General features: G+C 67.0%; 18 protein-coding genes. 6 read left to right on the top strand and 12 right to left on the bottom strand.

Annotated features, from left to right (window positions below):
* Positions 1-19 precede the first annotated feature (19 nt).
* From AB0J29_RS30195 to AB0J29_RS30205, 3 genes are read left to right on the top strand one after another with little or no spacing between them, the layout of a single operon-like run.
* Positions 20-778 carry a hypothetical protein gene (locus tag AB0J29_RS30195; protein WP_364793593.1) on the top strand — a complete coding sequence of 253 codons (759 nt, stop codon included), beginning with the start codon at positions 20-22 and terminating at the stop codon, positions 776-778.
* On the top strand, positions 775-2,229 hold the full coding sequence (locus AB0J29_RS30200; protein WP_364793595.1) for an alpha/beta-hydrolase family protein: 1,455 nt from the start codon (positions 775-777) through the stop codon (positions 2,227-2,229). The genes AB0J29_RS30195 and AB0J29_RS30200 overlap by 4 nt, the downstream gene beginning before the upstream one ends.
* A 60-nt stretch (positions 2,230-2,289) precedes the next feature.
* Positions 2,290-2,736, top strand: coding sequence for an SRPBCC domain-containing protein (locus AB0J29_RS30205; RefSeq protein WP_364793597.1), 447 nt, complete (start codon positions 2,290-2,292; stop codon positions 2,734-2,736).
* Between the two features lie 173 nt (positions 2,737-2,909).
* Here AB0J29_RS30205 and AB0J29_RS30210 read toward each other — a convergent pair whose 3' ends face one another.
* Positions 2,910-3,497, bottom strand: a complete 588-nt coding sequence (locus tag AB0J29_RS30210; RefSeq protein ID WP_364793600.1) for a TetR/AcrR family transcriptional regulator — start codon at positions 3,495-3,497, stop codon at positions 2,910-2,912.
* Between the two features lie 108 nt (positions 3,498-3,605).
* Between AB0J29_RS30210 and AB0J29_RS30215 the strand changes: the two genes are divergently transcribed.
* Complete coding sequence (locus AB0J29_RS30215) at positions 3,606-4,451, top strand: SDR family NAD(P)-dependent oxidoreductase (RefSeq protein WP_364793602.1); 846 nt, start codon at positions 3,606-3,608, stop codon at positions 4,449-4,451.
* 57 nt (positions 4,452-4,508) lie between these two features.
* Here AB0J29_RS30215 and gatA read toward each other — a convergent pair whose 3' ends face one another.
* Together gatA and gatC are read right to left on the bottom strand one after the other, a co-directional pair.
* Positions 4,509-6,035, bottom strand: coding sequence for an Asp-tRNA(Asn)/Glu-tRNA(Gln) amidotransferase subunit GatA (gene gatA / locus AB0J29_RS30220; RefSeq protein WP_364793604.1), 1,527 nt, complete (start codon positions 6,033-6,035; stop codon positions 4,509-4,511).
* Entirely contained in the window at positions 6,032-6,331 is a 300-nt protein-coding gene (gene gatC, locus AB0J29_RS30225) for an Asp-tRNA(Asn)/Glu-tRNA(Gln) amidotransferase subunit GatC (RefSeq protein WP_364793606.1), read from the bottom strand. The genes gatA and gatC overlap by 4 nt, the downstream gene beginning before the upstream one ends.
* 260 nt (positions 6,332-6,591) lie before the next feature.
* Here gatC and AB0J29_RS30230 point away from each other — a divergent pair, with 260 nt between their 5' ends.
* Entirely contained in the window at positions 6,592-7,242 is a 651-nt protein-coding gene (locus AB0J29_RS30230) for an amino acid-binding protein (RefSeq protein ID WP_364793608.1), read from the top strand.
* Between the two features lie 6 nt (positions 7,243-7,248).
* Here AB0J29_RS30230 and AB0J29_RS30235 read toward each other — a convergent pair whose 3' ends face one another.
* The 3 genes from AB0J29_RS30235 to AB0J29_RS30245 form a co-directional block, all read right to left on the bottom strand.
* Positions 7,249-7,758: a GNAT family N-acetyltransferase gene (locus AB0J29_RS30235; RefSeq protein ID WP_364793610.1), complete on the bottom strand. Its 510-nt coding sequence runs from the start codon at positions 7,756-7,758 to the stop codon at positions 7,249-7,251.
* A 254-nt stretch (positions 7,759-8,012) separates the two neighbouring features.
* Positions 8,013-8,357, bottom strand: a complete 345-nt coding sequence (locus AB0J29_RS30240) for a hypothetical protein (RefSeq protein ID WP_364793612.1) — start codon at positions 8,355-8,357, stop codon at positions 8,013-8,015.
* An 86-nt stretch (positions 8,358-8,443) separates the two neighbouring features.
* The gene (locus AB0J29_RS30245; RefSeq protein WP_364793614.1) at positions 8,444-9,688 is read right to left on the bottom strand and encodes an ATP-binding protein; all 1,245 of its coding nucleotides are present in this window, start codon (positions 9,686-9,688) and stop codon (positions 8,444-8,446) included.
* Positions 9,689-9,865: 177 nt separating this feature from the next.
* On the opposite strand from AB0J29_RS30245, the gene AB0J29_RS30250 reads away from it, so the two are divergent.
* The gene (locus AB0J29_RS30250; protein WP_364793616.1) at positions 9,866-10,231 is read left to right on the top strand and encodes a hypothetical protein; all 366 of its coding nucleotides are present in this window, start codon (positions 9,866-9,868) and stop codon (positions 10,229-10,231) included.
* On the opposite strand, the gene AB0J29_RS30255 is transcribed toward AB0J29_RS30250, so the two are convergent.
* The 6 genes from AB0J29_RS30255 to AB0J29_RS30280 all read right to left on the bottom strand — a co-directional run bounded on the left by AB0J29_RS30255 (position 10,218) and on the right by AB0J29_RS30280 (position 17,835).
* Complete coding sequence (locus AB0J29_RS30255) at positions 10,218-11,363, bottom strand: S-adenosylmethionine:tRNA ribosyltransferase-isomerase (protein ID WP_364793618.1); 1,146 nt, start codon at positions 11,361-11,363, stop codon at positions 10,218-10,220. The two genes, AB0J29_RS30250 and AB0J29_RS30255, sit on opposite strands and share 14 nt — an antisense overlap.
* A complete protein-coding gene (locus tag AB0J29_RS30260; RefSeq protein WP_364793620.1) occupies positions 11,360-12,058 on the bottom strand; it encodes an SDR family oxidoreductase in 699 nt (232 codons plus the stop codon). Before AB0J29_RS30260 ends, AB0J29_RS30255 begins: the two co-directional genes overlap by 4 nt.
* An 85-nt stretch (positions 12,059-12,143) precedes the next feature.
* A complete protein-coding gene (gene ligA, locus AB0J29_RS30265; protein WP_364793674.1) occupies positions 12,144-14,243 on the bottom strand; it encodes an NAD-dependent DNA ligase LigA in 2,100 nt (699 codons plus the stop codon).
* 198 nt (positions 14,244-14,441) lie between these two features.
* Positions 14,442-15,449: a methionine synthase gene (locus tag AB0J29_RS30270; protein WP_364793676.1), complete on the bottom strand. Its 1,008-nt coding sequence runs from the start codon at positions 15,447-15,449 to the stop codon at positions 14,442-14,444.
* A 44-nt stretch (positions 15,450-15,493) separates the two neighbouring features.
* Entirely contained in the window at positions 15,494-16,609 is a 1,116-nt protein-coding gene (mnmA, locus tag AB0J29_RS30275) for a tRNA 2-thiouridine(34) synthase MnmA (RefSeq protein ID WP_364793622.1), read from the bottom strand.
* Entirely contained in the window at positions 16,609-17,835 is a 1,227-nt protein-coding gene (locus tag AB0J29_RS30280; RefSeq protein WP_364793624.1) for a cysteine desulfurase family protein, read from the bottom strand. The genes mnmA and AB0J29_RS30280 overlap by 1 nt, the downstream gene beginning before the upstream one ends.
* Between the last annotated feature and the right edge of the window lie 215 nt (positions 17,836-18,050).

The following is an 18,050-nucleotide window of genomic DNA, read 5'->3' on the forward strand; positions in this document are numbered from 1 at the left end:
ATTCCTAGCGTCGAGCACCATGAGCACACCGACCATCGATGCCGGCGCCCGAACCCGATCCATCCCACGACGTTGTGCCGCATTGACGGCGACCGCGCTGACCACCATGGCGGCCACCATCATGCTGGCACCCACGGCGCATGCCGGCACCGTCGGCCGGCCGGTGGAGAATGCTTCGGCCGGTGCCGCCGTGGTCGAGCTGACCTCGGGTGGGCCGGGGTCGGCCGCCGTGATTCCCGCCGATTTCGGGCAGCGGTTCGGTTATCGTCCCGCTGTTGTCGATGGGCTGCTGGTGAATCCCAAGGGGGACTGCTCGTCGCCGGTGACATTGCCGAGTGAATTCGAAACCGCCTGTAAGGCACACGATTTGGGGTATGACCTGCTGCGCTATGCGGGCGAGCGTTCGCAGCCGCTCGGCGGGTGGGCCAGGCAGGCGCTGGATACGACGCTTGCCGTGCATATGCACGAGGCGTGCGCGGCTCGCGAGGACGGGTTCTCGCGGGCTCGGTGCCATGCGATGGCGAGTATTGCCAATACGTTCGTCGATCTGAATTCGCGACGGCAGGACTATGGGGTGCCGGTCGTCGAACCGGCGCTCGAGGCAACGGGTTCCGGGGGTATCGGGTGGCTGGGTTGGGTCGTCGGCGCTGGCGCGATCGGACTGGGCGCGGCCGGGTTCCTGCCGTCGGTCCGGCGGCGGCTCGATGCGGGTGCGCGACGTCGTTGTCCGGCATCGGCGTCGAAGGTTTCGAATGGCGCTCTGGAGGTTCGGGTATGAGCACGTTGACCACGACCAGACCGGTGTCGGCCCGGGACAATGCGGGCACATCGTCCAGTCCGAGTTTTTCACCTGGTCGCGGGAATCAATGGAAGACGCTCGTCACCAAAGGGTTTCACCGTGCTGCGCATCCTCGGATCGGTACGACGCTCGGAATCGGCCTCGGCACTCTGATATCCCTTGCTCCCGGCTTACTTCCGCGCACACCGAGTGCGCAGGCCATGTTGACCGGGCTGCTTGCCGCTGCCGCGTTGGCCGGTGCGGGAATCCTTCGATTCGCGTTGCTGCGCTGGGATTTCGATATCAACCGTCGGTTGGATCGATTCCGCACACCTTTGCTCGGTTCGACTGCGCTCGTGGTCGTCGGCATGGTCGCGCAGGCAACCCATTGGCAGAACCGGTTGCGTACGGCGATGGATACGGCGCTGATCGGTCCGGATTATTGGCTGCGCTGGGCGCTCATCTCCATTGTGATCGTCGCCGTACTCACCGGGGTGGTCCGCGTGACCGGGTGGTTCGCGCGGAAGTTGGGTCCGGTGCGCAGTATCGCGGTGGGTGTCGTGGCGGCGTCGGCGCTCTACCTCGTCGGGATACCCGCGGCCGTCAACTGGCGGCAGAGTACCTATGCGGCCGCCAATGCGACGATCGATCCCGAACTGGTGCAACCGGTTTCCTACATTCGGTCCGGAAGCGCCGGATCCGCGATCAGCTGGCCGTCGCTGGGCGCCCAGGGCCGCAAGTTCGTTACCGGATCACCCTCCGGACCGATCCGGGTGTATGTCGGACTCGACTCCGCGACCGACATCGATTCCCGTGTGGCCCTCGCCATTCGAGAGCTGGAACGGTCCGGCGGATTCGAACGGTCGAATATCGTGCTCGCGGTGCCGACCGGGTCCGGATGGATCGATCCGGATGCGGCTCGCGGCTTCTACGAACGCTTCGGCAGCGATGTCGCTCTCGTCGGGATGCAGTACTCCTACGCCCCCAGTTGGGTGACCTTCGTCTTCGGACGCGACACTGCGGTCGCCTATGCGCGAGCGCTGTTCAATGCCGTGGAGCGCCGCATCGGCACGCTCGACCACAAGCCCGAGCTCTATGTCTACGGTCAGAGCCTCGGCGCGCTCGGCGGCAGCTCGATATTCGCCGACGACGCCGACCAGGACCGCCGGACCTGCGCGGCACTCTGGGCGGGTCCGCCGGCCGGTCAGGTGCATCACGCGGGGGCGACGGTATTGGCCAATAGTTCGGATCCGGTGGTGCACTGGTCGCCGTCGCTGCTGTGGCGCGCGCCCGAACTCCGCGATGTCCGGGTGGACGCCCCTGTGCCGCAATGGCTTCCGGTGGTCAGCTTCCTGCAGACCAGCGCCGATCTGCTCGCCGCGCTGAACGCGCCGGCGGGCCACGGCCACCGCTACGGCACCGATCAGGGCACCGCCATGGGCACCTGCTGAACGGCGATTTTGCTGCTGAGAGGCTTGATCAGCTATAGAACATGTTCTAATTTGCTAACCATGCCCTTTGTCATCGATGCCACCGTCGAGATCGACGCCCCCGCCGAACTGGTGTGGCAGGTGATCACCGACCTCCCCCGCTACGGCGAGTGGAACCCCTTCTGCATCGAATGCCGCAGCACCCTCGTCCCCGGCGAACCGATCGATATGCTGGTCGCGCTGTCCGGCTCCAAGCCACGCCGCCAGCGCGAATGGATCGTCTCGCACACCCCGGGCACCGAACTCGGCTACTCGATGAAGGCGGTCCCCCTCGGCACCCTGCACAGCCTGCGTACGCACCGCGTCACCCCGCTCGGCCCCGACCGCGCCCGGTACGAATCCCACTTCGAACTCGGCGGCTGGCTGCACCCGCTGGTAGTGGCCACTCTCGGCAAAAACCTCCAGCGCGGGTTCGCGGGTATGACCGAAGGCATCCAGAAGCAAGCCGAATCCCTCCGCGCCCACTGACCGCGAGCCGCGCCGGTCCGGAACCTGCCCGACTGCCGCACACCATGACACAGGCGACGAGCCACGCGATGGTCGGGACGTGCGGTGCGCCAGGGTGGTGGCGTCGGCGTACCGGCGAGGTCGAAGTCGTTCGAATACGACCGCGGTGCGGCCACCTACGACGAGGCACACGGTCAGGCCCGGAGGTGAGCCAGGGCGGCCTCGAGGGTGGCGTCGGCGTAGGAGTCGGTCAGGCCGGGCAGGCCCAGCGACCACCGGGATTGGATGGGGCCGAGGAGCAGATCGATGGCGAATTCCGGATCGAGGTCGGAGCGGAGCTGTCCGGCTCGGACACCGGCGGACAGGCGTTCGGCAATGGCGACCCGCTGCGGCAGCAGTAGTCGCTCACGGTAGGCGACGGCTAGTTCCCGGTCCTGTTGGATCTCGATGTACATCGCGCGCAGGAAGGCCTCGAAGCTCGGATCGGTGAGTTCGGCGATCGCACCGCGGAGCAATTCGCGCAGGTCCGCGCGGATGTCGCCGGTATCAGGAAGGACGAGACCGTCCGGACCCGAATGGAGCTCGAGCATCGCGTCGAAGACGACCGCACCCTTCGATGGCCACCAGCGGTAGATCGTCTGCTTGCCGACGCCGGCGCGGGACGCGATGGCCTCGACGCTCAACTTCGGGTAGGGCATCTCACGAATCAGTTCGGTGGCCGCGCCGAGAATCGCGGCACGGGCACGTTCGCTGCGCCTGGCTGCGCTGGGTGTTTCGGACATGACGAGACGATACCAAAAACGAGACGCAACGTCTCGTCTTGACAGGGCTGGATTCGATTGACATCCTCATCAAACGAGACGGAGCGTCTCGCGACGAAAGGATCGACAGTGACCAGAACCTGGTTCATCACCGGCGCGAACCGCGGGCTGGGGCGGGCGTTCACGCTCGCCGCACTCGCCTGCGGCGACCGCGTTGTCGCGACCGCTCGCGACCCGCAGTCGATGGCTGATATCGACGACGACCGATTGGCAGTGCTGCCCTTGGATGTTCGCGACCGTGACCGCGCGATCGCCACGGTGCGCGAGGCATTCGCGATCGCGGGCAGCATCGATGTGATCGTGAACAATGCCGGATACGGTTTGGTCGGCGCGGTCGAGGAACTGACCGAAGCCGAGATCCGCGCCCAGATGGACACCAATTTCTATGGTGCGCTGTGGATTTCGCAGGCCGCGGTGCCGCATTTACGCAAGCAGGGCTCGGGGCATATCGTGCAGATCTCCACCGTCGGCGCGGTCGGCAGCCTGCCGCTGTTCAGCATGTACAACGCAAGTAAATGGGCGCTAGAGGGTTTCGGTGCATCACTAGCGGATGAGCTGCGCCCCTTTGGAATTCACGTCACGCTGGCACAGCTCGGCGGGTTCGACACCGATTGGGCGAAGTCGAGCATGAAGTTCGCGACGGCACTGCCGGCGTACGACGAACTGCGCACCGGCATCCTGGGCAGGCCGGACTACCCGGACCCGACCGCCGCACCGCCGGTGACCGATGCCGAGCCCGAGTGGGCGGAAGCAGCCCCGGAAGTCGCCGCGGCGGAACTGATCGCGCTGGTGAATATGCCGAACCCACCGGTGCGCAAGGTAATCGGACCCGGTGCACACCAGATGGTCGCGATGGCGTTGGACCAGCGGCGCCAGGACTACCTCAGTGATCCGGAGTTCGTCTGGCCCGCATAGGGATGCCCTGAGCGCCCATTCCCGCATGACGGGGATGGGCGCTCAGGCCAACACTTCTCAGGCGATCGGCCCGCGCGCCGCCTCGTACGCCGCACCGACGCGGTACAGCCGATCATCGGCGAGCGCGGGAGCCATGATCTGCAGACCCACCGGCATCCCGTCGTCCTTGCTCAATCCCGACGGCACCGACATCGCCGCATGCCCCGCCAGATTCGTGGGCAGCGTGCACAGATCGGACAGGTACATCGCCAGCGGATCGTCGACCTTCTCCCCCAGCTTCCACGGGGTGAACGGGCTGGTCGGGGAGACCAGGACATCGACCTGCTCATAGGCATTGTCGAAGTCGCGGGCGATCAGCGTGCGCACCTTGAGCGCCTGACCGTAGTAGGCGTCGTAGTACCCGGCCGACAGCGCGTAGGTGCCGATCATGATGCGGCGCTTGACTTCCGGGCCGAATCCGGCGGCACGGGTCGCGGCCATGACCTGCTCCGCGCTGTGGCTGCCGTCGTCGTCGACGCGCAGTCCGTAGCGCATGGCGTCGAAGCGCGCCAGGTTGGAGGACACCTCGCTCGGCAGGATCAGGTAGTAGGAGGCGAGCGCGTATTCGAAGTGCGGACAAGACACTTCGACGACCTCGGCACCCAAATCCTTCAGCACGCCGACGGCCGCATCGAAGGATGCGATGACGCCCGGCTGATAGCTGTCGGAGCGCAGTTCCTTCACCACACCGACTTTCACGCCGCGCAGATCACCCTTGGCGCCCTCGTGCGCCGCGGCGACCACCGGCGGCACCGGCACATTGCGGGAGGTGGAATCGCGCGGGTCGTATCCGGCGATCACCTCGTGCAGCAGCGCGGTATCGAGCACGGTGCGGCCGCACGGTCCGCCTTGATCCAGCGAGGACGCGCACGCGACCAGACCGAACCGGGAGACGGTGCCGTAGGTCGGCTTGGTGCCGACGGTCGCGGTCACCGCGGCGGGCTGCCGAATCGAGCCGCCGGTGTCGGTACCGATCGCCAGCGGCGCCTGATGCGAAGCCAGCGCAGCCGCCGAGCCACCGCCCGAACCACCCGGAATCCTGGTGGTATCCCACGGATTCCGGGTCGGGCCGAAGGCCGAGTTCTCGGTGGAGGAGCCCATCGCGAACTCGTCCATATTGGTCTTGCCGAGAATCGGGATGCCCGCGGCCCGCAACCGAGCGGTCAGTGTCGCGTCGTACGGCGCGACCCAGCCATCGAGAATCTTCGAGGCACAGGTGGTCGGCATATCCGTGGTCGTGAAAACATCCTTGAGCGCCAACGGAACTCCGGCCAGCGGCGAGGCGGGCGCGTCGCCCGCGGCGAGCGCGGCATCCACCGCGGCGGCCGCGCCGAGCGCCTCGTTCCCGGCCACGTGCAGGAAGGCGTGGTACTCACCATCGACGGCGGCGATCCGATCCAAATGCGCCTGGGTGACCTCCACCGAGGTCACCTCGCGGCTGTGGATCTTCGCCGCCAATTCGGCGGCCGACAGCGCGGTCAGGTCGGGCTCACCCGTCGCCCGACCGCCGCCCCCTAGGGAATCGCTACGCGATGCTGAACTCATTCGCCCTCTCCCAGAATCTGCGGAACCAGGAACCGCTGGTCCTCGACCGCCGGAGCACCCGAGAGCGCCTCCTCCGGGGTGAGGCACGGGACGACCTGATCCGGACGCGTCACGTTGGTCGCCGGATTCGGCGAAGCGGTCGCCGGCACATCGGCGGCGGCGACCTCGGAGATGGTCCGCACGTGACTCAGGATCGAATCCAACTGACCGGCGAACTGATCCAGTTCGGCTTCGGACAGAGCGAGCCTGGACAGCCGGGCGAGGTGTGCGACCTCGTCGCGGGAGATGGCGGGCACCGCGGACCCCTTTCGGCATGATTGAGCTTGGTGAACGGCCACCGAATAGCCTAGCGACTCCCACCCAGGTACCTTGCACAGGAGCCACGGGAGCGACGACACACCCCATCCGCTAGCGCGACACGCCGCGCCCGCACAAATTCGCGCTGTGACATTCGTCACTGACCGGACTCCGAGTCGATAACCGGGACTCAGGGGTGTAAGTATTGCGTGACCCGGGTATCCGTTCATAACCTCGGCCGTCAAGGAAAGGAACGCGCGTGTCTTACCTGCTCCGCGTGCAACTTCCGGATCGACCGGGAAGCCTCGGTGCGCTCGCGCTCGCACTGGGCTCCGTCGGCGCCGACATCCTCTCCCTCGACGTGGTCGAGCGGGGTGCGGGATTCGCCGTCGACGATCTCGTCGTCGAAGTGCCGCAGGGTGCGTTACCGGACACCTTGATCACCGCCGCCGAATCGATCGGCGATGTGCACGTGGACTCCATCCGCCCGTACTCCGGCGTGCTGGATACCCATCGCGAACTCGAATTGATCGATCAGGTCGCCAGCGCCCGCGACGATCGGATGCAGGTGCTCGTGGATGGAGTGCCGCGAGTGCTGCGGGTCGGCTGGAGCACCATCATGAATTTGGGGCCGCAGGGCGCCTATCGCGTCGTCGGCAGCCAGAGTGCACCGCAGACGCAGGCGGGCTCGGCACCGTGGATGCCGCTGGAGAAGCCCGCCGTCCTGGACCCCGAGGGCGATTGGGTGCCGCAGATCTGGCGCGATATGGACACCAAACTGGCCGCCGCGCCGCTCGGCAATGCCGGCAAGGTGCTGCTGCTCGGACGACCCGGCGGCCCCGACTTCCGGCCCTCGGAGGTCGCGCGGCTCGGCTATCTCGCCGGTATCGTCGCAACCGTATTGGGCTGAGACCGATCAGTCGGTGAGATCCAGCCGGAGCACCGACAGCCACTCGCCCACCTCGGTCCGCCAATCCCGTTCCGGCGCAGGGACGAAACCGAATCGATCATAGATCCGCCGAGCATCGACCATGGCGGGCATCGTGGTGAGCACCACTGCGGCAAAGGATTCGGCGCGTGCGGTCTCGATGACGGTGCGCACCAACGCCGTTCCCGCACCGAGCCCGCGCGCCGACTTCGATACGGCGAGCATCCGGAACTCCAACTCCCCCGGTCGGGCGATCTCGGCATACGGCGTGCCGGGCCGGGCCACCGCCAGCGAGCCGACCACTCGATCGTCGTGCACGGCGACCAGCACCTGCGCCACACCCGCGCGATGGGTGATATCGGCGAGTTGGGTGACATACGGGCTGCCGGGGCGAACGTAGCCCTCGCCGACGTAGACCTCGACCGTCAAGTCACCGACCGCGTCGTATTCCTCCGGGCGAGCGTTCCGAATGACGACCTGGGAGTCCTGCAAAGCCATACCGGCATCCTCCCACCGCCCGAGTGGCCACTCCGCAACACCCGGTCGGTCGACCGACCGACGCGACTCGGCGCAGGGCCGCCGACTCGAGGCGTGCTCGCCGCCGAGACGGTCAGTCGGGTCGCTGCCGGGCGGGATGTCGTAGGTGGCGGCCTCAGGCGCGGACTCCGGTCACTCGGCCCATGGTCCGGCGCACGGCAGGGAGCTCCGGGGTGGACACTGCCCATGCGACCGTGTGCGGACATCGCGGCCGGTCAGGACCCGAGGCCCGGACGCGCGCCCGGGTTCGAGACCTGCCAGCGTTCCGGCCTACCGGAGGGGTAGACGACCGGGATCAGATCCCCGATGGCGGGCCAGTTGTGCACGTCCCACACCAGGCGGCCGTACACCACAGTGCCGGGCACCGACGGGCCGGTCAGATTGCCGGTGATGGTCACGTACTGCTCACCCATCGCGTCGGGCCGGGGGCTCACTCCGGTGACATACAGCGTCCCCGTCTCCGGATTCGCCAGCCGGACGCCACTGCGCCCACGCAGGTAGAGCATGACCATCGCCACCAGCGCGCCGACCATGATCACCAACATCCCGAACTGCACCATGGCACCCATGCTATTGGTCCAGGCCCGCATACCGCGGCGCCGCTCGGCACGACAGCGACCATGGCAAAGGTGGCCGATGCCGCGGACTACAGCGCGGCGAGTTCGCTGGTGCCGTGATCGGTGCGGCGGATCTGCCAGACGGCGGTGCGGGTGCGCTGCGAGCGGCCGTTCGTCCGATCGATCAGTGAGCGGCTATTCGTGGTGAAGATCAGTTGCGCGCCACGGGAGTTGGTCTCCGGATTCTGAAACAGCTGGATCAGCCGATCGGTCTCCTCGACCGGCAGGTGCGCGCCGATATCGTCGATCGCGAGTACCCGGCCGGAGTCCAGCGCGTCCAGCATGGTCGGCAGTAAGCGCAGCATCGAGAGGGTGGCGGCGGATTCGTCGGTGATATCGAAGGCGGAGTCGATTCCGGCGTGCACCAGGCCGAGACCGACACCGCGACGCTCGACCATCCGGGTGTAGAGGGCATCACGTGCCGCCTTCAGATTGCTCAGTTCGCGTTCGAGCATGACCTCGGTGATGCCGCTTTCTCGCAGCAACTGGTCAGCATGTCCTGGCGAGGTCGCACACAACTCCACCTGTTTGGCCGTCCCCGCGATATCGGCGTCGAGTTCGCGCAGATAGTCCGCGTACATCGGATCCGGGTCGGCGATCAGCAGATCGGTAATGCCGAGTTCGGCGGTGCGCAGCAGCATGAGCAGCCGCACCGCATGGTCCGGTGCCGCCGACAGATGACTGCCGAGGCGATGCGCGACGGCCGTCGCATCCGTCGCGCCGTGCTGCACCTCGAGCATCGCGGAGAACCACCGATATGCGGGCACCAGCGCCTCGGCATACATCTGCCCGGCGAGACTGAGCAGCAACGCATTCGGCCGCACCAGCGGCAACAGTGCCGCGATACCGTACCGCGCGGCCTCGAACATCGGACCGATCTTGATCTGTTCACCGTTGCGCTCGAACACAATTCGCTTGCGTGAGCGCGGATGTGTGTGGAGCCATTCGGCCGCCACATCCGCATTGTCCAGGCGGAACCCATAGGTGTACGGCACCCCCTCCGCGACGAAGTTTGCCACGAATTCCGAAGGGCGATCCGGGAATCCGCGGTGCGGCGCGCGCAGCGGTCCCGCGTAGGGATCCCAGCCGGTCACCGAATTCAGTACGGCATCGCGCATCTGCGCCAGCCCATCGATCAGGCTCGTCTTGCCCGCCGCACTCGCACCGTGCACCGCCGTCACCGGTACCGCGACCGGTCCGCTCCCCCGGCTCAAACGCAAGTCCTGCCGTTCGGCCAGCGATCTGTGATTCGTCACCTGAAAACTGCGCAGCATCCCGCCATCCTGTCGGTTCGCCCGCCGGACCGCGACACCGCACCCGCGGCACGGGCCGGAACCGGCACTGCCCGTGGGCTTCCGGCGGACAAATGCGCATGTCACGCGATACCATGCAGGCGCCGCGGCTATCCGCTGGCATCTGCCGGAAATGTTTTGATGAGGGATGGTTCACCGATGGAATCGACGATTCGTCGCCTAGTGGCCCGCAGCTCCGTAGCGGCCGCGCTCGCACTCGGCCCGCTGGTCGTACTCGGCCCGCCGCAGGCCACCGCCGAGGCGCCCTGTCCGGACGGCACCGCCCGGATCTTCTTCCACGACGAGACCAACACCTGCCAGAGTGGCGGCACCTACGGTTTCGACGGCAAGCCCGCGTTGGTGAAGGTGTGCTCGGTGGGCCGGGTCCAGGTCATCGTCGACACCACCATCCAGAAGAGCCGGACCAAGACCAGGACCGCCCATCTCGATCTCCGCAATGGTCAGTGCGGCCGGATCGAGGTCGGCGGCCAGCTCGACTCCACCGTGAACATCAGCCCCTCCTAGCGTCGGGACCGAACAGCAACGCGCTGTCGCCGAACTCGTGCCAGAGATAACCGGTACCGAGGGCGGTGATATACGCCTCGTGGACGGTGGCCTCACCCGCGACCGCGACGAGTAGATCCAGATGCGATGCGCCGGGTGCGTGCCAGCCGGTGATGATGCCGTCGACCACCCGGGCCGGATGTCGCGTTCCGAGGACCAGTTCGGTCCACCCCCGGGCCGGATGCACGACTCCGTGCTGATCGGCGGCGGTCTCCAACGCTCGCGTCACGGTGGTGCCGACCGCGATGATGCGCCCGCCCGCCGCCTTCGTGTCGTTCACCAGACGCGCGGTCGTCGCCGGTACCGCGAACCGCTCCGGGCTCGGGGGTTCGCCCGCCTCCGGTGAGGAGACCCCGGTGTGCAGGGTGATCGGTGCGATCGCGACGCCCGAGGTCACCAGATCGAGCACTAGTCTTTGAGTGAACGGGCGTGCCGCACTCGGCATTTCGGCGCTGCCGGGAATTCGACCGAAGACGGTCGTGTAGTACGACGGCGACCAGCGTTGTGGCACATACGCATAGGTGATCGGATAGCCGTGGGTCGCCAGCAGCCAAGTGGGATCCGCGCTGAGTTCGGCGATCCAGAGTCGGCGCGCACCCGGCAGCCAGGGTTCCCGCAGGGTGGCTGCGCCACGTCCCGGCAGCTGAATCTCGCGGCCCGGGTGCAGGTCACGCGGGTAGGGCATGCGTTCGCGGGTGCGCACCTCAACCACCCACAGTCCATCGCAACCGCCGAAGGTGTCCGGTGGACCGCTCGCCCCGTCGACGGACGCATTGAGCCAGGTGGACAGATGTAGCGTGACCGGCATGCCGTCGAGGGTGCCGTCGACCGCCGCGGCCAGGGTCGCCGAATTGTTGACCACCACAAGGTCACCCGCCTGCAATTGTTGTGGCAGTTCGCGGAATGTGTTGTGGGAGATGCGATCCGCTGCCACCAGCATCCGGACCTCGTCGCGAGCCAGGCCACGCGCTTCCGGTGGGGCGGCGGCATTGCGCTCGGGGGGCAGGATATCGACCCATTCGTTCAACGCGGTCGGCCCACCCGTCTCTCGGCCACCACCCCTGATCGAATCGCTTCGCGATACTGCCTTCATCTGCCGACCCCCGCGGCGAAATCGGCGACGGTATAACGGCCGTTCCTGGGTCGCTGCTCGATCAAACGCAGCAGCGCGGGCACGACGGTCTCGGGTTCGGGGCGATCGGAGATATCGTCGCCGGGAAATGCCGCCTGATGCATTTCGGTGCGCATATCGCCGGGATCGAAGGCGTAGATCGACAGCTCCGGATGTTCGGCGGCCAGGATGGCGGTGAGTTGATCCAGGGCCGCCTTCGAGGAGCCGTAGCCGCCCCAGTCCGGATACGGTTCGACGCCAGCGTCGGAGCTGATATTTACCGCAACACCATCTGGATCGAGCAGCGGCAGCGCGAACTGCAGGACCGCGAGCGGGGCAATGACATTGGTCCGATAGACCAGTTCGAGCTGATCGAGCGGATAATTCGCCAGGCGCGGCAGCGGACTGGGCCCGAGCCTGCTCGCATTGTTCACGACCAGGTCGAGGTGTCCGAATTCGCCCGCGGTCTCGGCCAGTTCGGCGCGGTGCGCCGGATCGGCGATGTCGCCCGGCACCGCGAGAAATGCTTCGCCGAGTTCGGATCCCGCCCGAACGAGCCGGTCGGCGCGGCGAGCGGTGCCGATCACCCGCCAGCCGCGCCCGATGAGCGAACGCGCAAGAGCCAGCCCGAATCCCGCCGAAGCACCGGTGAGCAGAGCGGTAGAGCGGTGAGTCATGTCGAATCTCCTGATAGTTACCTACCAGTCGATCGTCATACCTGAAGTTGGGTTCAGGTCAAGGGATCGTTCACCGACGGCATATCTACTCCTCGGCCTCGGCATCCCCCGCGGCTGTCTCCGGCGTCACCGCCGCCGGGCCCTCCTCGAGCAGCGTGCGGAATCCGTCCTCGTCGAGGATCGGCACACCGAGTTCCTCCGCCTTCGCGGCCTTGGAACCCGGCGCATCACCGATCACCACGAATGCCGTCTTCTTCGAGACCGAACCCGCGGCCTTACCGCCGCGCACCAGGATCGCCTCCTTGGCGCCGTCGCGGGAAAATCCTTCCAACGACCCGGTTACCACGATCGACAGCCCCTCGAGCGTGCGCTCGATGGACTCGTCGCGTTCATCGGCCATCCGCACGCCCGCGGCGCGCCATTTGTCGACGATCGCGCAATGCCAATCGACGGTGAACCATTCGGCGACGGCGGCGGCAATGGTCGGGCCGACACCGTCGGCGGCGGCCAGTTCCTCGACGGCGGCATCCTGGATCCGATCGATACTGCCGAATTCCCTGGCCAATACCCGCGCCGCGGTGGGCCCGACGTGCCGGATGGACAACCCGACCAGCACCCGCCACAGCGGCCGATCCTTGGCGATCTGCAGGTTCTCCAGCAGTCGCTTACCGTTCGCCGACAGGCCGCCGTCTTTATTGGCGAACAAAGTGGTGGTGAGCAGCCGCGCCTCGTCGAGGTCGAACAGATCACCCTCGTCGGTGATCGCGCCCGACTTCAGCAGATCATTGGCGGCCTCGTAGCCGAGCGATTCGATATCGAACGCACCGCGGCTGGCCACATGGAACACCCGCTCCCGCAGCTGCGCTGGGCAGAACTGCTGGTTGGGACAGCGGATATCGGCATCGCCCTCCTTCTGCGGCGCCAGTTCGGTGCCACATTCCGGACAGTGCGTTGGCATGACGAATTCGCGTTCGGCACCGGTCCGTGCGTCGACCACCGGGCCGAGCACCTCGGGAATCACATCACCGGCCTTGCGGATGGTGACGGTATCGCCGATGAGCACGCCTTTGCGCTTGACCTCGGAGGCATTGTGCAGCGTCGCCATGGCGACCGTGGAGCCCGCGATGAACACCGGCTCCATTACCGCGAACGGGGTGACGCGGCCGGTACGGCCGACATTGACCTCGATATTCAGCAGCTTGGTCGTGGCCTCTTCGGGCGGGTATTTGTAGGCGATGGCCCAGCGCGGGGCGCGCGAGGTCGAGCCGAGCCTGCGCTGCAGCGCCATTTCGTCGACCTTGATGACCTGGCCGTCGATTTCATGCTCGATATCGTGACGGTGTTCACCCCAATAGTTGACGCGCTCGATCACCGCATCGATGCCCTGCACCAGTTTGGTGTGCTCGGAAACCGGCAGACCCCATGCGGCAAGCGCGCGGTAGGCCTCGTGCTGTGAGGCCGGGGTGTAGCCCTCGATGCGTCCGAAACCGTGACAGATCATCCGCAGCCGCCGCCGCGCGGTGACTGCCGGATCCTTCTGGCGCAGCGAGCCCGCCGCGGTATTGCGCGGATTCGCATAAGGCGGTTTGCCCTCGGCCACGATCGCCGCGTTGAGGGTCTCGAAATCCTCCAGCCGGAAATAGACCTCGCCGCGCACCTCGAGCAGCTCCGGGACCGGGAACTCCGCGGTCGCGGTCAGCTCGCTCGGAATGTCCTCGATGGTGCGCGCGTTGAGCGTGACATCTTCACCGGTGCGCCCGTCGCCGCGGGTCGCGCCGCGTACCAGCCGCCCTTTCTCATAGACCAGGTTCAGCGCGACACCGTCGATCTTCACCTCGCACAGATAGTGCAGATTCGGCCCGGTCTCGGCCTCGACCCGGCTCGCCCAGGCGCGCAGCTCGTCGAAGTCGAAGACATTGTCCAGTGACAGCATTCGCTCGAGGTGGTCCACGGCGGTGAAATCCGTCGCGAATCCGCCGCCGACCAGCTGCGTCGGCGAATCGGGCGTGCGCAGATCCGGATGTGTGTCCTCGAGCGTCTGCAGTTGCCGCAGCAGCTTGTCGAACTCACCGTCGGAGATGATGGGCGCGTCCCGCACGTAATACCGGAACTGGTGCTCCCGAACCTCGTCCGCAAGCCGCTGCCACTCCACCCGCTGCTCCGCCGTCGCCGGGTCCGCCGCAATGTCGCTGTCACTCACCCATCGCACATTAGTCGAGCCCACCGACAAGTTACCGCCACATTCCCGCACGTCGCGACGGACTATCCGGCAGCGGATCCGGTCCGAGGCGACGTTGCCCATTGATCGCCCCCGCGAATCCGTAGTCGATCATCGCCGTTTCATCCGCACACAACGCGGTGCTCGGATCGGCGTACCGGGGTGTCAGGAGAAGTCGAGCGATTCCGGGTCTTCGGCGTAGGCGCGGGCCACTTCGGCGGCGAGGCGCAGGGCTCGGCGGGCCCATTCGAGTGGGGCACCGGCCAGGCCGCAGGCGGGGGCGACCAGGATCTGGGTGGCCAGCACGGAGCGACGCAGGCCGAGGCGGTCGATCAGGCGGACCCCGGGTTCGGCGATTTCGCGCCAGGTCGGAGGCTCGTCCGGCGGCGTCGTCGGAACCAGACCGAGGACCAATTGCTTTCCCGCGTCCAGGGTTTCGCCGATATCGTCGAGTGCGCGGGTAGTGATGGTGGCCATATCGAAGCCGATGGCGGTGGCCGCGCTACCGCGCAGGAAGGATAGGGCGGGCGTGTTCGGGCAGGTGTGGACCAGGACAGGAGCGGACTGAGCGGTAATGACCGCATCCAATACCGCCAGTGCCTCCGGTTCGGGGACCGCGCGCACCGTGTCGAGCACGCTGACACCGCGCAGCGAGCCGTTCAGCACATCGGTCAGCGATGGTTCGTCCAGTTGCAGAACGACTTCCGCCCCGAGGCGTTTGCGCACCTCGTCCACGTGTTGGGCCAGACCTTCGGCGAGCGATTCCGAAATATCGCGCACCGCACCGGAATCGGTCAACACGCGGTGCCCGACGGGGAGTTCGAGTCGGGCCGCGAGCGTCAACGGACCGGTGGCCTGCAGTTTGACCGTGCCCGTCGAACCCGCTGTCGCCCAGGCCTCTTCGAGCGCGTCCAGATCCGACCTGAGCAGATCGCGCGCACGCCGCGAGACCGCGCCGGGCCGGGCCGTCAGTCGATAACCCCGCGTGGTGGTATCGAATCGCATATCCACCAGGAGCGCCGAGACACGGCCGATCATGTCCGAACCCACACCGCGCCCCGGCAATTCGACCAGATGCGGCAGATCCGGCAATTCGCCGATAATGGTGGCCGCGGCCTCCCGCGAATCCGTACCCGGCCACGATCCGACCGCCGACGCGATCCCTCCGGGGATGCGCGTCTTCGCCTCGATCGCGCCCGATTCCGCAGCGAATTCGGTCACTGCGCGGTGCTCGCGCTCGGCACCGATTCCGACGCCGCGCGCAACGTACCGGAGATGGTGCCGCTGCCGATCACCTGATCTCCCAACGCATCCGGGCGATACAGCACAACGGCCTGGCCGCGCGCCACTCCGGTCAGCGGCTCGCGCAGCCGCACGATCAGCCCTTCGCCGACCGCCTCGGCCACCGCCGGTGCGGTACCGCCGTGCGCGCGCACCTGCGCCACGCATTCGATCGGCCCCTTCGGCGTGGCACCGGAGGTCCAGATGGCGCGGTCGGCCTGGACGGTCCACACCTGCAGATCCTCGGCCGAACCGACGCGGACGGTGCCGGAGTCGGGATCAATCTCGGTGACATAGCGTGGCTTACCGTCGGCGGCCGGACCGGGCAGTCCGAGCCCCTTGCGCTGGCCGATGGTGAACCCGTGCACGCCTTCGTGATTCGCGAGCACCTGCCCGTCGGCATCGACCACCGCACCCGGCCGGATGCCGATCTTCGCGCCGAGGAAGGCCCTGGTGTCACCGGACGGGATGAAGCAGATGTCATGGCTGTCGGGCTTATTCGCCACCGCGAGCCCACGCTCGGCAGCCTCGGCGCGGATCTGCGGCTTCGGGGTGTCACCCACCGGGAACATGGCCCGCGACAGCTGCTGCGCGGTCAGCACCGCGAGCACATAGGACTGGTCCTTGTCGGCATCGACGGCACGGCGCAGCACACCGTCCTCGAGCCGCGCGTAATGACCGGTGACCACGGCGTCGAAGCCGAGTGCCACCGCGCGGTCGGCAAGTGCGGAGAACTTGATCTTCTCGTTGCAGCGCAGACACGGATTCGGGGTCTCCCCCGCGGCGTAGGCGGCGACGAAATCGTCGATCACATCTTCGGTGAAGCGGTCCGCGAAATCCCAGACATAGAAGGGGATGCCGAGCACATCGGCGGCCCGCCGGGCGTCGCCCGCGTCCTCCTTCGAGCAGCAACCGCGCGAACCGGTACGCAGGGTGCCGGGTGTCGCGGACAGTGCCAGATGTACGCCGACCACCTCATGACCGGCGTCGACGGCACGCGCCGCCGCCACGGCCGAATCCACACCACCACTCATCGCGGCGAGTACCCGCATCAGACACCTCCCTTCGCACCGGCCAGACCCGCGGCCCTGGCCCTTTCCACAATCTGGGGCAAGACATTCAGCAACGCGTCCACATCGGCGCGAGTCGAGGTGTACCCCAACGAAAAGCGCAGTGAACCGCGGGCCTGCCACGGCGGCACGCCCATGGCGATCAGCACGTGACTCGGGGTGGCCACACCCGCATTGCAGGCCGACCCGGTCGAGCATTCGATCCCCGCCGCGTCGAGCAGCATCAGCAGCGAATCACCTTCGCAGCCGGGGAAAGTGAAGTGCGCATTGCCAGGCAACCGTCGCTCGCCGTCCGGACCGTTCAGCACCGCATCCGGAACGGCATCGCGGATGCCCTCGATCAATTCGTCCCGCAGCGCGCTCAATTCCTTTGTGCGCGCGGGAAACTCGGTCACCGCATAGTTCAATGCGGCGGCGAGGCCGACGGCCGCGGCGGTATCCGAAGTCCCGGAGCGCAGATCGCGCTCATGTCCGCCGCCGTGCAGGAGCGGCACACACGGCACCTGCCGGCCGAGCAGCAGCGCACCGACACCGTGCGGCCCACCGACCTTGTGTCCGGCGAAACTCGCCGCTGAAAGCCCACTGGCCGCGAAGTCGATCGGCAGCTGCGCGGCGGCCTGGATCGCGTCACTGTGCATGGGCACGCCGAATTCCTGTGCCACCGACGCCAATTCGACGATCGGCGCGATGGTGCCGACCTCGTTATTGGCCCACATGATGGTCACCAGCGCGACCTCGTCGATCTGTTCGGCCAGCGCCGCCCGCAGCACCCGCGGCGACACCACACCTTCGGAGTCGACCGGCAGCCAGGTCACCTGCGCGCCCTGGTGCTGCTCCAGCCACTCGACGGCGTCGATGACGGCGTGATGTTCGGTCGAACCCGCGACAATCCTGGTCCGGCGCGGTTCGGCAGCGCGGCGGGCCCAGTAGATGCCCTTGATCGCCAGATTGTCGCTCTCGGTCCCGCCGGAGGTGAAGATCACCTCCGATGGCCTGGCGCCCAGATCGGCGGCGATCGACTCGCGCGCCTCCTCCAGCATCCGCCGGGCGGCACGTCCGGAACCGTGCAGCGACGAGGCATTGCCCGTCATGCCGAGGGCGGCCGTCATCGCCTCGATCGCGGCAGGCACCATCGGAGTGGTCGCCGCATGATCGAGGTAGACCGTCCGGGGCGCCCCATGGACCGAACCCGCAAAAGCCGACTTCATGACTGATCAAGCCTATCCCATCGTTGACCTGCGCATCCTTGGGGTATCACCCGGCCGGCTACGAAATCTCTACGATTCTGCGCACGACTGCGGCCAACGACCGACCGCTGACCGATATTCCCTGAGGCCACGTTCAGGCATGTAAACGTGCGGACGGACGGTTCATCGAGACACCGCCCCGAGCCGCCGACCCGTCTCGCCTCGGTACCAACCGG

This window comes from Nocardia sp. NPDC049707 (genome assembly GCF_040674855.1).
In the GTDB taxonomy this organism is placed as follows: domain Bacteria; phylum Actinomycetota; class Actinomycetes; order Mycobacteriales; family Mycobacteriaceae; genus Nocardia.